The sequence below is a fragment of the Klebsiella sp. GB_Kp056 genome, assembly GCF_040064755.1.
Classification (GTDB): domain Bacteria; phylum Pseudomonadota; class Gammaproteobacteria; order Enterobacterales; family Enterobacteriaceae; genus Klebsiella; species Klebsiella quasipneumoniae.
In genome coordinates, this window is record NZ_JBEAJA010000027.1 from 1 (window position 1) to 13,904 (window position 13,904).

Consider the following 13,904-nt stretch of genomic DNA (forward strand, 5'->3'; position numbering starts at 1 on the left):
GCGCTTGCATGGCATGCAAGAGGTCAGCGGTTCGATCCCGCTTAGCTCCACCAAATTCTGCACCCAGCGGATTTGGTTCGTAAAGAGGTCCTGTGGGGCTATAGCTCAGCTGGGAGAGCGCTTGCATGGCATGCAAGAGGTCAGCGGTTCGATCCCGCTTAGCTCCACCAAAATTCAGAACCCTCGCTTCGGCGGGGGTTTTTTTTATCTATTTTCATGTAAAGCACTTTCTGGTTACGTCAGTTAATCTCCAGCTATTAAAATCGAAAGTAATTTCAGACTTTTTCCTGATAATTCACCTTGCTTGCCCTAAATAAGCAACATAACATTTCCCCCATTAAACGTAATGAGGTTGCCGGAGTTTTAATTAACAATAATGGTTGATAAAATTAACATTAATATCAAAAAAACTCTGTTGGCCTTTATCGTCTGTTTAGTCGCTATTCCGCTGGCTCGTTTTATTTCACCGCAAACGGTTATTGATGGCAATCTTATTTATATTGCCTGGCTGCCAATCAGCGTAATGTTTTCTGTTATTTTTATCTTTGGTCGCTATGCGATTGCGCCATTAATTCTCGCATTTGCCATTACCAATAGCCTGATAATTAAATTAACGCTACCGCAGGCGTTTATCTTACTCTTTTGTCAGCTGTTTGCGGTGTTCGTCTCCTGCGCTATTCTAAGACTGATGGTGGGTAAGCGCTGGCGCTGTGGTCCAACGGCGAAACATATGGGGGCGCGGATCTTCTGGGGCGGGTTCTTCGCGCCGGTGCTGCTGAAAATCACCATGTACCTCGCCGGACAATATTTTGCGTTTCCCCTATCTATTACCAGCTATTTTGGTAGTATGCCGTTGATTTACACCGTAATAGATATTCAAAGTTTAATCAGCGCAGCATTAATTTTTACCACCTTTTTATATTATCCAATGCGGATGATTATCAATCCACGCTACGCTCGACGATTCTGGCGGCAGGAATGTTTACCGTGGCTGGCAGCAAAGTATCGTTCCTTTACGCTATATTGGTTTATTGCGCTGGCGGTGATATTAACGCTATTGTGTGCGCCGTATCAGTCTGAATTTATTGCCGGTTATTTAGTTCCGGTGATTTTTATCGTCTACTTTATCGGGATTAGCCGGATTGGTCATGCGCTGCTGCGTATTTCATGGTCGGTCTCGGCTTTTTTACTGGTGGTGTATAACAAAAACTTTCTCCAGGGCGTCCAAAGCGAGTATTCATTATCCTTTGTGCTGTCAGTGTTGATCTCCTTTACTATCTGTTTGTTTTATATGGCAGACACCTATGCCCGCAGCGATCGCAATAAACGCCGCTGGCGTAGTCAGGCGGAAGAAGATCCGCTGACTGGCTTGCCTAACCTGCGCGCGCTGGAGAGCCATTTACAAAGCTGTCCGCAGCAGGTTATCTGCAGCCTGCGTATTCATAATCTCGACTTTCTCAGCAGGCATTATGGCCTGATGATGGGGGTGGACTGTAAACGGCAGATTATTCGGGCGCTGCAACCGCTGCTGGGGGCGGCGGATAAAGTTTTCCAGGTGCCGGGCAGCGAACTGATCCTCGTGCTTGACGGACCGGAGCCTTCATCCCGTTTGCATCATATGGTCGCGGTTCTCAACCACAAAAAATTCAGCTGGCACAATCAGCCGCTGGATCTGGAGTTTGGCGCGGCCTGGGGCCGCGACGACGGTCAGCGCGAGGGACTTCACCAGATGCTGGGTCAGCTAAGCTGGCTTTCCGAACAGGCGGGCAGCGAACGTCGGGTGCTGGCGCTGGATGAGGAGCAGGAGCTGGTGGTGGATCAAACCACCGAGCAGGTGCGCCTCCTCATGCGCGTCAAGCAGGTGCTCAAAGAGCGGGCGCTCATGCTCTATGCGCAACCGATTCAGAACAGGGAAGGGGAGGGATATCATGAGATCCTCACCCGGATGCGCTGTGGCGATAGCGTCATTATGCCCGATCAGTTTATCCCGTTGATTGTGCAGTTTAACCTCAGCCAACGTTTCGACATGCTGGTGCTGGAGACCTTGTTCAGCGTGCTTCATCAGCACGCTGGCCAGCGATTCTCGGTCAATCTGCTGCCTGCAACCCTGATGCAAAAGGATAGCGCCGCGCAGATTATCGCGCTGTTTCAACGCTATGCGGTCTCACCAGACCTTATCACTATTGAAGTCACTGAAGAGCAGGCCTTTTCCAATGCCGACATCAGCCGGCAAAATCTTGAAGCGCTGCGCGCGTTTGGCTGCGCCATCGCCATTGATGACTTTGGCACCGGATATGCGAACTATGAACGACTGAAGCATCTGCAGGCCGATATCATCAAGATTGACGGCTGCTTCGTCCGCGACATCCTCACTGACCCGCTGGACGCCATTATGGTGAAATCGATTGTCGAGATGGCGCGGGCGAAACAGATGAGCGTGGTGGCGGAATATGTCGAAAGCGAACCGCAAAAAGCGCGCTTGCTGGAGCTGGGGGTGAATTATCTGCAGGGCTACCTGGTGGGCAAGCCTCAGCCGCTGGGCGAATGACGGGTAAAAAAAAGCCGGGCATCGCCCGGCTCAGATGACAGGCGCCTGTTACAGAACCAGAGCCGCAATAGAAGCAGACAGGACGCTGACCAGCGTGGAGCCGTAAACCAGCTTCAGACCGAAGCGAGAAACCACGTTGCCCTGTTCTTCGTTCAGACCTTTGATCGCCCCGGCGATGATGCCGATAGACGAGAAGTTGGCGAAGGAGACCAGGAAGATAGAGATAATGCCTTCCGCGCGCGGGGAGAGCGTCGAGGCGATTTTCTGCAGATCCATCATGGCGACGAATTCATTGGAGACCAGCTTGGTAGCCATAATACTGCCCACCTGCAGCGCTTCGCTTGCCGGCACGCCCATCACCCAGGCGACCGGGTAGAAGATATAGCCAAGGATCCCCTGGAAGGAGATGCTGTAGCCGAACCAGCCGGTCACAGTGGCGAACAGGGCGTTCAGCGCGGAGATCAGCGCGATGAAGCCGATCAGCATCGCCGCCACGATAATCGCGACTTTAAAGCCCGCCAGAATGTACTCGCCCAGCATCTCGAAGAAGCTTTGACCTTCGTGCAGATTCGACATCTGCAGATTTTCTTCACTCTCTTCCACACGGTACGGGTTAATCAACGACAGAACGATAAAGGTGCTGAACATGTTGAGCACCAGCGCCGCGACGACGTACTTCGGCTGCAGCATGGTCATGTATGCGCCGACGATGGACATCGATACGGTGGACATCGCGGTCGCCGCCATGGTGTACATACGGTTGCGCGACATTTTGCCGAGAATATCTTTATAGGCAATAAAGTTTTCCGACTGGCCGAGGATCAGCGAGCTGACGGCGTTGAAGGACTCCAGCTTGCCCATGCCGTTGATTTTCGACAGCACGGTACCGATGGCGCGAATAACAATCGGCAGGATGCGAATATGCTGCAAAATACCGATCAACGCGGAAATGAAGACGATAGGGCACAGAACCTTAAGGAAGAAGAAGGCCAGACCTTTGTCGTTCATGCTGCCGAACACGAAGTTTGTCCCTTCGTTGGCAAAGCCGAGAAGTTTTTCAAACATCTCGGAGAAGCCTTTCACAAAACCCAGACCAATATCGGAGTTCAGGAAGAACCAGGCCAGCAGGACTTCAATGACAAGCAGTTGAACAACATAACGAATACGGATCTTTTTACGGTCATGACTGACCAACAGGGCCAGTATAGCCACCACAACGATCGCGAGGACAAAATGCAAGACGCGGTCCATAGTTGCTCCAAATATGAGGCAGGTTAAATTTCCGTGCACATTCTATGCAACGGCTTTAAAGAAAACGAGATCAATTGCACACTATTGCAAGGAACTGTGACCAATGGCAAAAATAGTGATCAAACATCCACTTTTGTTATGTTACGTAAAGGTTTTAAAAGTTGCATTCTTGTACTACTCTTAATAGCGGGCGCGATCGGGTTTACTGACGCCCGTTTTTCATTTCCGGCCAGCAATTGTTCCCTCCTATCACAGCAATCATTATCTCCATTCTAAATGAACTTGATAATCATTCGCATTTTGATAGCATGAAACATAGCAAAGGCTATATTTCCAGAGGCAGAAGATGACTAGCAGTCGCGTTGAGAATAGCAGTAGTCGCGCCGCGCGCAAGGTGAAGCTCGCCTTAATGGGGCCAGCTTTCGTCGCTGCCATTGGCTATATCGATCCGGGTAATTTCGCCACGAATATTCAGGCTGGCGCCAGCTTTGGCTATCAGCTGCTGTGGGTGGTGGTATGGGCCAACCTGATGGCAATGCTGATCCAGGTGCTCTCTGCCAAACTCGGCATTGCCACCGGTAAAAACCTGGCCGAGCAGATCCGCGACCATTACCCGCGCCCGGTAGTGTGGTTTTACTGGGTGCAGGCGGAAATCATCGCCATGGCCACCGATCTGGCCGAATTTATCGGCGCTGCGATTGGCTTTAAGCTGGTGCTGGGCGTATCGCTTCTGCAAGGGGCGGTGCTGACCGGGGTGGCGACCTTCCTGATCCTGATGCTGCAGCGGCGCGGACAAAAACCGCTGGAGAAGGTGATTGGCGGCTTGCTGCTGTTTGTAGCCGTCGCCTATGTCGTTGAGTTGATCTTTTCCCAGCCCGCGCTGGCTCCCCTGACCAAAGGGCTGGCGATCCCTACGCTGCCCAACGGCGAGGCGGTATTCTTAGCCGCCGGGGTGCTGGGGGCCACCATTATGCCGCACGTGATCTACTTACACTCCTCGCTTACCCAGCACCTGCACGGCGGGACGCGAAAAGAGCGCTATAACGCGACCCGCTGGGATGTGGCGATCGCCATGACCATTGCCGGGTTCGTCAACCTGGCGATGATGGCGACCGCCGCGGCGGCATTCCATTTCAATGGCCATACCGGCGTCGCCGATCTTGATCAGGCTTACAGAACGCTGGAGCCGCTGCTGAGCCATGCGGCGGCGACCATCTTTGGCCTCAGCCTGGTCGCTGCAGGTTTATCATCGACGGTGGTGGGGACTCTCGCAGGTCAGGTGGTCATGCAGGGCTTCATTCGCTTTCATATTCCGCTGTGGTTTCGCCGGGCGGTCACTATGCTGCCGTCGTTTGTCGTCATTCTGCTGGGGCTGGATCCAACGCGCATCCTGGTGATGAGTCAGGTGTTGCTGAGCTTTGGTATTGCGCTTGCCCTGGTACCGCTGCTGATATTTACCAGCAATGCAAAGCTAATGGGAGACCTGGTGAATACCCGCTGGGTGAGAGGCATCGGCTGGGCGATAGTCGCGATTGTGGTGAGCCTGAACGGCTGGTTAATTGTGGGATCGCTGCTCGGGGTGGATTAATGGCCTCCTGATGCGGAATAAAGCGAAGGGGAGCCGATGGGCTCCCCTTTTCGTCTGTTAGTGATGGCCATGTCCATGACCGTGACCGCGCCCGCCGGGACCACGTCCCCAGCCGCCGCGGCGATCGTCGCGGTCGCTCCAGCCCGCGCGATAGCCGCGCTCCCAGGCTTTATCTCTGCCTTTGTACCAGCCTTTGTGCCAGCCGTTGTCATGACGATGCCAACGGTTATCACGCCATTCATAGTGACGACGCCAGTAATCACGGTCGCGCCAGCTGCCACCGTCCCAGTAGTTACCGTAATTGTCACGATCGCCAATTTGTAATTTTATCGATGGCAACAGGGTGATTTCACCAGCGTTAGCGACTAATGGCGCTGCGGCCAGCAGTACTGCTGCCAGAATCAGTGACCTGAACATACTCTTCTCCTTCACGATCGGGGCCCTAAGCGGCCTGTTAACGTGATATTACGGGCCGGTAAAGACCTATCGCATCGGACGAACTCCGAAAGCACAGAAAAGAGCACTTTTTGCTAAAGTAACATTTGCTTTACAGCGCCAGGATGGCATCAATCGCGGCGCACTCTTCGGCGCTGAAATGACGATGTTTCAGCATTCCGACAGCGTCATCCAGCTGGGCGGTTTTGCTGGCGCCGATCAGCACGGAGGTGACTTTCTCCTCACGCAGCACCCAGGCCAGCGCCATCTGCGACAGCTTCTGCCCGCGTGCTTCCGCCAGCGTATTCAGCTGACGAATTTTTTCTAATCTGGCGCTGGTCAGCTGCTCCGGCTGCAGAAAACGACTGCTGCTGGCGGCACGTGAGTCTGCCGGAATGCCGTTGAGATAGCGGTCGGTGAGCTGTCCGCCGGCCAGCGGTGAAAACGCTATACTTCCCACCCCTTCCGTCTGCAAAAAATCCAGCAGCCCCTCTTCCACGCCGCGTTCAAACATGGAGTAGCGGGGCTGATGAATGACGCAGGGGGTGCCGAGATCGTTAAGGATCTTCACCGCCTCCCGCGCCTGGGCCAGCGGATAGTTGGAGATGCCGACGTACAGCGCTTTACCCTGGCGGACAAGGTGATCAAGCGCGCGCATCGTTTCCGTCAGCGGTGTTTCCGGGTCCGGGCGGTGATGATAAAAAATATCGACATATTCCAGCCCCATGCGCTGCAGGCTCTGGTTAAGGCTGGCCACCAGATATTTGCGTGAACCCCAGTCCCCGTAAGGGCCGTCCCACATGGTGTAGCCCGCCTTGGTGGAGATGATCAACTCATCGCGATAGGGCAGGAGCGCCTCTTTGAGGATGCGGCCAAAATTGCTCTCCGCCGAGCCCGGCGGCGGCCCATAGTTGTTGGCCAGGTCGAAATGGGTAATGCCGAGGTCAAATGCGTGCTGGAGCATCTGCCGGCTGGTTTCCACCCGCGTTTCATCGCCAAAGTTATGCCACAGACCGAGAGAAATTGCCGGCAGCTGAAGGCCGCTGCGGCCGCAGCGACGATAGGCCATCGTTTGATATCGCGTGGTACTTGCCTGGTAAACCATTCTTCCTCCGCAGATAAAACAGGGTGTGTATACGTTTACACTAATCAATGTTCTGCGTGGAGTACATCGCTTTTTCGGCGTAATTATTGCTTTACACCGCCTTTATCACCCCCTTTCTGGACAGGCGGATCGCTTATTCAATACTCAAATTACACCTGCGCCAAAATGAGGAAAATGGATATGCAACCGACTTACACTATTGGGGATTATCTGCTGGATCGCCTCGTCGACTGCGGTATTGACCGCTTGTTCGGCGTGCCGGGAGATTACAACTTACAGTTTCTCGACCGGGTCATTGCGCACAATGCGTTGGGGTGGGTCGGCTGCGCCAACGAGCTCAATGCGGCCTATGCTGCTGACGGTTATGCACGCATTAAGGGAGCCGGTGCGTTACTTACAACCTACGGCGTCGGCGAACTGAGCGCCCTGAACGGCGTGGCGGGCAGCTATGCGGAGCATATTCCGGTATTACATATCGTCGGCGCGCCCTCCACTGGCGCTCAGCAGCGGGGCGAACTGCTGCATCACACCCTGGGCGACGGCGATTTCCGCCATTTTGCGCGGATGAGCGAGCAGATCACCTGTAGCCAGGCGCTGCTGACCGCCGGCAACGCCTGCCATGAGATCGACCGTGTTCTGCGCGATATGCTGACGCATCATCGGCCTGGCTATCTGATGCTGCCGGCCGATGTCGCCAGAGCGGCAGCGATTGCCCCAGCGCAGCGCTTGCTGGTGGAGGCCGCTCCGGCGGATGAAAACCAGCTCGCCGGATTCTGCGAGCATGCCAGCCGCCTGCTGCGGGGCAGTCGACGCATCTCCCTGCTGGCGGACTTCCTCGCGCAACGCTATGGCCTGCAAAACACGCTCCGGGAATGGGTAGCGAAAACCCCCGTCGCCCACGCCACCATGCTAATGGGCAAGGGGCTGTTCGATGAGCAGCAGAGAGGTTTTGTCGGCACCTACAGCGGTATCGCCAGCGCGCCGCAGACCCGGGAGGCCATCGAAAACGCCGACACCATCATCTGCATCGGCACGCGCTTCACCGACACCATCACCGCGGGATTCACCCAGCATCTGGCGCGGGATAAGACGATAGAGATCCAGCCCTTCGCGGTCAGGGTGGGCGATCACTGGTTCAGCGGCGTGCCGATGGATCAGGCACTGGCTGCGCTGATGACCCTTTCCGCACCGCTGGCGGCGGAGTGGGCTGCGCCTCAGGTCGTGGCGCCGGAAGTGGAGGAGGGGGCCGACGGCGAACTCACGCAGAAAAATTTCTGGGCGACGGTGCAGGGGGCGCTGCGTCCCGGCGATATTATTCTCGCCGACCAGGGGACGGCCGCCTTCGGCATTGCCGCGCTGAAGCTGCCGTCAGAGGCGTCGCTGATCGTCCAGCCGCTGTGGGGCTCGATTGGTTTTACCCTCCCGGCCGCCTATGGCGCGCAAACCGCGGCGGCAGAGCGGCGGGTGGTGCTGATTGTCGGCGATGGCGCCGCCCAGCTGACGATTCAGGAGATGGGCTCTATGCTGCGCGATAAGCAAAAGCCGCTTATTCTGCTGCTGAATAACGAAGGGTATACCGTGGAACGGGCGATTCACGGCCCGGAGCAGCGCTACAATGACATTGCCCTGTGGGACTGGCGACGCCTGCCGGAAGCCTTCGCCCCGGACGTTGCCTCGCGCTGCTGGCGGGTTACGCACACCGATGAGCTACGGGAGGCGATGGCGGAGAGCATCACCTCCGATACGCTCACCCTGGTGGAAGTGATGCTGCCGAAAATGGATATTCCCGATTTCCTGCGCGCGGTGACGCAGGCGCTGGAGGAACGAAACAGCCGCGTTTAGTCGGTATGGTGTCTGGCAATCATCAAGGGCCTCCCGGCCAGCAGCAGCCAGGCCGGGAGCATCACAATGCACAGCAGCGGCAGCAGCGTGGTGTCCGGCACCACCACGGCGGCCATAAACAGGCTCAGCCAGCCGTCGCGGGTGACGACCAGCACCATGCCGAGGATCGCGCAGGAGACGGTGATCGCCGCCGGCACGGCGTCCACGTGGGCATGCAGCATCAGCCCCAGCGCCACGCCGACGAAGACCGCGGGGAAAATCCGCCCGCCGCGAAAGCCGCAGGCCGAGGCGAGAACCAGCGCAGCCAGTTTAACCAGCGCGATGAGCAGATAATCCGAGGCTGTCAGCGTCTGGCTGAAGGCCAGCTGCTGCATCTCATCCAGCCCCTTAAACAACGTTAAATGTCCGCCAATGGTCCCGAGGATCCCTAACAGCAAGCCGCCGAGGCCCAGCGTCAGGATCGGGTTTTTCAGGCGGTGCATCAGCGTGTGCAGGCGCGGCAGACACCAGACGGCGACCATACCGACGGCGATAGCGATCAGGGCGACGATCATGCCGCTGACGATATCGACGAAGTGCATCTGGCTATAGTGTGGGAGCGGCAGCGTGAAGTGGGGGTGGAAAAACAACCCGGTCGTCAGCGCGCCCGCAGCGGCGGCAAGCATCGGGGCAAACAGACGATCCCATAGCGGCGACTCGTTGCTGCTGTTGAGGGTTTGCGAAAAAATCAGCGCGGCGGCCACCGGGGTGCCGAAGAGGGCGCCGATGGTGCCTGAGGCCGCGAGAATGGTCCAGTCCAGAGAGCTGACCCGCGGGAACAGTCGGGAGCCGACGGCGACGGCCAGCGCAATATTCACCACCATAATCGGATGCTCCGGGCCGAGGCTGACGCCGCCGGCGAGGCCAAGGATCAGCGCCGCCAGCAGCCCGGGCAGCGCGCCGGTGGCAATAGGCGCGCCGATTAACGACTCGGTCGCCGGGTCCGGCCCGGCATGCCCCGGGCTGTAACGGACGACCAGGCCCACCGCGATCCCCGTCGCCGTGAGAATGGCGATGATCCACAGCGGGTTCTCGGCGCTCACTCCAAACTGCACAGGCAAATTGCTCCACAGGATGCGCTGCAGCAACGCGGCAATCTTCATCGCGCCGATTAGGATCAGACTGGAGGCGATGCCAATCAGGATAGCCGGCACCGACAGGATCAGCATTGTTCTGGCGCGAGGATGGAGCATGAAAATGTCCTTGTTAAAGTTCAGGAGCACTACTTTGCCTTTGTCGGCGGGGACCGTCGATGCAAATGGTGCTGAAACGATAAAGTTAAGGCGGCGTCTGATACCCGTGGCCTCGTTAATAGGCTACTTTGCATTGATTACAAACTAAATGTGACCTGTGTCGCTAAACAAGGGGCGTCCGCGAGTTGGACGTTGTTGTTAAGCCGCCATGAATTTACAGTGTGCCAAAAGATTTATTTTGACTTTAGCGGAGCCGTAACGGAATGACAAAATTTGCTTTAGTAGGAGATGTCGGGGGGACCAACGCCCGCCTGGCGCTGTGTGATCTGGCGAGCGGAGAGATCTCTCGTGCAAAGACCTATTCCGGGCTCGATTACCCCAGTCTGGAGGCGGTGGTACGCGTCTATCTCGAGGAGCATCAGGTGACGGTCAGCGAAGGCTGTATCGCTATCGCCTGCCCGATCACCGGCGACTGGGTGGCGATGACCAACCATACCTGGGCCTTCTCCATCGCCGAGATGAAGCGCAACCTTGGCTTTGCGCACCTGGAGATTATTAACGATTTCACCGCCGTTTCAATGGCCATCCCGATGCTGAAAGCCGAGCACCTGATTCAGTTCGGCGGCAGCGCGCCGGTAGCCGGCAAACCGATCGCCGTTTATGGCGCCGGAACCGGGCTGGGCGTAGCCCATCTGGTACACGTTGATAAGCGCTGGGTCAGCCTGCCGGGCGAAGGCGGCCATGTCGATTTTGCGCCGAACAGCGAAGAAGAGGGCATTATTCTGGAAGAGCTGCGCGCTGAGCTGGGGCATGTCTCCGCAGAACGCGTCCTCTCCGGTCCTGGTCTGGTCAACCTTTATCGCGCGATAGTCAAATCGGATGGTCGACTGCCGGAGAACCTGCAGCCGCGTGAGGTCACCGAGCGGGCGCTGGCGGATAGCTGCACCGACTGTCGCCGGGCGCTGTCGCTGTTCTGCGTCATTATGGGGCGCTTCGGTGGAAACCTGGCGCTGACCCTGGGGACGTTTGGCGGGGTCTATATCGCTGGCGGCATCGTGCCGCGCTTCCTGGAGTTCTTTAAAGCCTCCGGCTTCCGCGGCGGTTTTGAGGACAAAGGCCGTTTTAAAGCCTATGTCCAGGATATCCCGGTTTACCTGATCGTGCATGACAACCCAGGCCTGCTGGGCTCCGGCGCGCATCTGCGTCAGACGCTGGGTCAGGTGCTGTAAGCGCATTCCTCCCGGGCTACTGTCGTAGCCCGGCCAGGCGGGGAGCCCCGCCGTCTACAGATTCATCAGCTGGCGAAACTCTTTCACTTTACTGCGACTGACCGGAACCTGAAACTCCAGGTCGCGCAGGCGTAGCACATAGGTATTGTTAAACCACGGCTCAATTTCCCGAATTTTGCTGAGATTCACACAGTACGAGCGGTGACAGCGAAAGAAATGTGCGGTGGGCAGTTTGCTGCAGAATTCGGTAATGTTCATCGGCATGACGAATGACTCCCGGCGAGTGTAGACGAAGGTCATCTTCTCGTGCGCCTCGGCATAATAGATATCATGAATGCTGGTGACGATGATCCGCTCATCTTTTATCAGATTGATGGTGTCGTTTTCCCGAGGCGCCACGTTGGTTAACCCGGAAGCGGCGTTATTTTGCTGCTGCCAGGCGGCGGTCAGCTTCTGCAGCATATTGATGATGCGCGACTCCTGGTAGGGCTTCAGAATGTAGTCAAACGCCTCCAGCTCAAAAGCTTCCACGGCGTGTTCTTTCCACGCGGTGATAAAGACGATAAAAGGCTTATGGGCGAACTGGCTGATGTTCTGCGCCAGCAGAACGCCGTCCAGCGATGGAATATTGATATCGAGAAAGATGGCGTCGACCTTGTTGTGCTGGAGAAATTTCAGCACGTCCAGTCCGTCGTCAAAGCTGCCGACGATCTCCATCTGGCTGTGGGTGTTGATAAGCCAGGAGAGTTCCTGTTGGGCCAGAAACTCATCCTCCACAATGATAACTTTCATCTTTTCTCCACTCATGACAACAGAGACTCCGTCAGCGCCTGCGGCGTAGAGTGATTGGGGACATAAAAAGCAATCTCCGTTCCTGGCGTCAGGGTGCGGATATGCAGCCCCTCGCCATAGAGAAGTTTCACCCGATGATGAACGTTGAGCAGGCCGATTTTGTTACCCGGCATTTCATCGGCTTCCACGCGGGCGACCACGGCGGGATCGATGCCGTTGCCGGTGTCGCGAACGCTGATGCGAACCCGATTTCCGCACTCATTGATGCCGATCGTCACCACGCCTTTCCCTTTACAGGGCTGAATGCCGTGCACAATGGCATTTTCCACCAGAGGCTGGATAAGCAGGCTTGGGATCACGCAGCTGACGTCGTCGTCAATATCATAGATAACCGTCAGTTTGTCGCCGAATCGCGCCTGTTCAATGGCGATGTAATCTTTGATCTGATACAGCTCTCGTTTGATATCAATCTGCTCATCGTCTTTTAATTCGATGTTATAGCGCAGATAGCGCGACAGATTAAAAATGAGCTGGCGCGCGGTGTCCGGATTAAGGCGAATCGAGGAGGAGATCGCGTTCAGGGCATTGAATAAAAAGTGCGGGTTAATCTTGCTTTGCAGAGCGCGCAGCTCCGCTTTGTTGGCCATCTCCCGTAGCTGTTCGGCGCGGGAAACCTCCAGCTGGGTGGAGATGATTTGTGACAGGCCTATCGCCATCTCCTGCAGCGTCGAGGTGATGCGATGGGCGTGGCAGTAATAGATTTTTAGCGTACCAGTGACCACCCCTTTTTCCCACAGCGGAATGACCATCAAGGAGTGGATCTCTGGCGTACGGTGGGCTTCATCATTGTTTTTAATAATGATTTTTCCATAACGGATGGCCTGTCGGGTGGTGGGACTGATGACATCGTTATGATGTTGATAGTTGGCTTCACCGACGCCCACGTAGGCCAGCACGTGTTCCGTATTGGTGATCGCCACCGCGTCGGCGGTAATGTCGCGGCGGATAATGTCGCAAACCTGGCGCAGAGAATCGCTGTTGACCTGACGGAACAGCGGCAGGGTTTTGTTGGCAATGTCGAGCGCCAGTTTCGCCTGCCGCGCGGCGCTGGCCTCCTTTTCCCCTTCCACGCTCTGCACCAGCAGCACGATAAAACCGATGCAGACGCTGCCGAGGATCATCGGGATACCAATTTTCGAAACAATATCCACGCCGAGGCTGAGGGAAGGGGCCCAGATCACCACCAGGATCATGGTCAGAGTCTCGCAGACCATTCCGGCCAGAATGCCGATTTTCCAGCGTTGATCGCGGGCCACTTTGCGGTTAATCAACCCCGACAGCAGGCCGGCGATGATGCTGGTGATAAAGCAGGGCACGGCGGTCACCCCGTCAATATCAATCAGATAGCGGTGCACACCGGCAATCACCCCGACAATGGCCCCCACCCAGGGACCAAACAGGATCCCGCCGGACATCACGGCGATGATGCGCACGTTTACCAGCGATCCTTCCACCGGCACACCGGACCAGGTACTGAAGAGCGCGAACAGCGAGAAAATGGCGGTGACAGCCAGCAGCTCTTTCGGCGTATGCGCCGACTTATGCAACAGTTCGCGGAACAGGCGCAGGCGAATGAGAAAAAACAGGCAAATAAGCATCAGGGCCGCACGATCATAGACCGCCAGCATCATAGTAAAGATTTCGTGCATGGGTGCGCCGCGTCAGTGGCCAGAAAAGGACATGATAAAAAACCTGACGACAGAAGACCAGCCGCAGAAAAATAATGAGGAAAAGGCGCACTTTTAAAAGGGGATTGAGGGGTGGGGAGGTGATGTACCGCCAGACGCCAGAAGAAACGATAAATACCCGTGATAGAAAAGAT

At 56.2% G+C, this 13,904-nt stretch carries 11 protein-coding genes and 1 tRNA gene; 6 read left to right on the forward strand and 6 right to left on the reverse strand.

What is annotated here, in order from left to right; translation table 11 throughout:
- Positions 1 to 94: 94 nt before the first annotated feature.
- Together ABLV52_RS01670 and ABLV52_RS01675 are read left to right on the forward strand one after the other, a co-directional pair.
- Positions 95 to 170, forward strand: a tRNA-Ala gene (locus ABLV52_RS01670).
- Between the two features lie 206 nt (positions 171 to 376).
- Positions 377 to 2,548: an EAL domain-containing protein gene (locus ABLV52_RS01675; protein WP_044524302.1), complete on the forward strand. Its 2,172-nt coding sequence runs from the start codon at positions 377 to 379 to the stop codon at positions 2,546 to 2,548.
- Between the two features lie 48 nt (positions 2,549 to 2,596).
- Here the strand turns inward: ABLV52_RS01675 and nupC are convergent, their stop codons facing one another.
- Positions 2,597 to 3,799 carry a nucleoside permease NupC gene (gene nupC, locus ABLV52_RS01680; RefSeq protein WP_012540950.1) on the reverse strand — a complete coding sequence of 401 codons (1,203 nt, stop codon included), beginning with the start codon at positions 3,797 to 3,799 and terminating at the stop codon, positions 2,597 to 2,599.
- A 346-nt stretch (positions 3,800 to 4,145) separates the two neighbouring features.
- Here nupC and ABLV52_RS01685 point away from each other — a divergent pair, with 346 nt between their 5' ends.
- On the forward strand, positions 4,146 to 5,387 hold the full coding sequence (locus ABLV52_RS01685) for an Nramp family divalent metal transporter (RefSeq protein WP_004202021.1): 1,242 nt from the start codon (positions 4,146 to 4,148) through the stop codon (positions 5,385 to 5,387).
- 57 nt (positions 5,388 to 5,444) lie between these two features.
- Here the strand turns inward: ABLV52_RS01685 and ABLV52_RS01690 are convergent, their stop codons facing one another.
- Together ABLV52_RS01690 and mgrA are read right to left on the reverse strand one after the other, a co-directional pair.
- Positions 5,445 to 5,804 (reverse strand): DUF2502 domain-containing protein, encoded by a 360-nt coding sequence (locus ABLV52_RS01690; RefSeq protein ID WP_023290584.1) that lies wholly within the window; start codon positions 5,802 to 5,804, stop codon positions 5,445 to 5,447.
- Positions 5,805 to 5,934: 130 nt separating this feature from the next.
- Positions 5,935 to 6,927: an L-glyceraldehyde 3-phosphate reductase gene (gene mgrA / locus ABLV52_RS01695; protein WP_023290583.1), complete on the reverse strand. Its 993-nt coding sequence runs from the start codon at positions 6,925 to 6,927 to the stop codon at positions 5,935 to 5,937.
- 180 nt (positions 6,928 to 7,107) lie between these two features.
- Here mgrA and ABLV52_RS01700 point away from each other — a divergent pair, with 180 nt between their 5' ends.
- Positions 7,108 to 8,769 carry a thiamine pyrophosphate-binding protein gene (locus ABLV52_RS01700; RefSeq protein ID WP_032453679.1) on the forward strand — a complete coding sequence of 554 codons (1,662 nt, stop codon included), beginning with the start codon at positions 7,108 to 7,110 and terminating at the stop codon, positions 8,767 to 8,769.
- On the opposite strand, the gene ABLV52_RS01705 is transcribed toward ABLV52_RS01700, so the two are convergent.
- The gene (locus ABLV52_RS01705; RefSeq protein ID WP_049013229.1) at positions 8,766 to 10,001 is read right to left on the reverse strand and encodes an ion channel protein; all 1,236 of its coding nucleotides are present in this window, start codon (positions 9,999 to 10,001) and stop codon (positions 8,766 to 8,768) included. The genes ABLV52_RS01700 and ABLV52_RS01705 overlap by 4 nt on opposite strands.
- A gap of 263 nt (positions 10,002 to 10,264) precedes the next feature.
- Here ABLV52_RS01705 and glk point away from each other — a divergent pair, with 263 nt between their 5' ends.
- On the forward strand, positions 10,265 to 11,230 hold the full coding sequence (gene glk, locus ABLV52_RS01710; RefSeq protein ID WP_004202027.1) for a glucokinase: 966 nt from the start codon (positions 10,265 to 10,267) through the stop codon (positions 11,228 to 11,230).
- Positions 11,231 to 11,284: 54 nt separating this feature from the next.
- On the opposite strand, the gene ABLV52_RS01715 is transcribed toward glk, so the two are convergent.
- On the reverse strand, positions 11,285 to 12,022 hold the full coding sequence (locus tag ABLV52_RS01715) for a LytTR family DNA-binding domain-containing protein (protein ID WP_065883075.1): 738 nt from the start codon (positions 12,020 to 12,022) through the stop codon (positions 11,285 to 11,287).
- Between the two features lie 11 nt (positions 12,023 to 12,033).
- On the reverse strand, positions 12,034 to 13,731 hold the full coding sequence (locus ABLV52_RS01720) for a sensor histidine kinase (protein WP_023290579.1): 1,698 nt from the start codon (positions 13,729 to 13,731) through the stop codon (positions 12,034 to 12,036).
- On the opposite strand from ABLV52_RS01720, the gene ABLV52_RS01725 reads away from it, so the two are divergent.
- Positions 13,730 to 13,828 (forward strand): hypothetical protein, encoded by a 99-nt coding sequence (locus tag ABLV52_RS01725; protein ID WP_032428955.1) that lies wholly within the window; start codon positions 13,730 to 13,732, stop codon positions 13,826 to 13,828. The genes ABLV52_RS01720 and ABLV52_RS01725 overlap by 2 nt on opposite strands.
- Positions 13,829 to 13,904 lie beyond the last annotated feature (76 nt).

What these genes read in the sequence shown, in the direction of transcription:
- ABLV52_RS01675 (WP_044524302.1), top strand. Translation starts at nt 377, where the DNA reads ATGGTTGATAAAATTAACATTAATATCAAAAAAACTCTGTTGGCCTTT.
- nupC (WP_012540950.1), bottom strand. Translation starts at nt 3,799, where the DNA reads ATGGACCGCGTCTTGCATTTTGTCCTCGCGATCGTTGTGGTGGCTATA.
- ABLV52_RS01685 (WP_004202021.1), top strand. Translation starts at nt 4,146, where the DNA reads ATGACTAGCAGTCGCGTTGAGAATAGCAGTAGTCGCGCCGCGCGCAAG.
- ABLV52_RS01690 (WP_023290584.1), bottom strand. Translation starts at nt 5,804, where the DNA reads ATGTTCAGGTCACTGATTCTGGCAGCAGTACTGCTGGCCGCAGCGCCA.
- mgrA (WP_023290583.1), bottom strand. Translation starts at nt 6,927, where the DNA reads ATGGTTTACCAGGCAAGTACCACGCGATATCAAACGATGGCCTATCGT.
- ABLV52_RS01700 (WP_032453679.1), top strand. Translation starts at nt 7,108, where the DNA reads ATGCAACCGACTTACACTATTGGGGATTATCTGCTGGATCGCCTCGTC.
- ABLV52_RS01705 (WP_049013229.1), bottom strand. Translation starts at nt 10,001, where the DNA reads ATGCTCCATCCTCGCGCCAGAACAATGCTGATCCTGTCGGTGCCGGCT.
- glk (WP_004202027.1), top strand. Translation starts at nt 10,265, where the DNA reads ATGACAAAATTTGCTTTAGTAGGAGATGTCGGGGGGACCAACGCCCGC.
- ABLV52_RS01715 (WP_065883075.1), bottom strand. Translation starts at nt 12,022, where the DNA reads ATGAAAGTTATCATTGTGGAGGATGAGTTTCTGGCCCAACAGGAACTC.
- ABLV52_RS01725 (WP_032428955.1), top strand. Translation starts at nt 13,730, where the DNA reads ATGGGTGCGCCGCGTCAGTGGCCAGAAAAGGACATGATAAAAAACCTG.
- ABLV52_RS01720 (WP_023290579.1), bottom strand. Translation starts at nt 13,731, where the DNA reads ATGCACGAAATCTTTACTATGATGCTGGCGGTCTATGATCGTGCGGCC.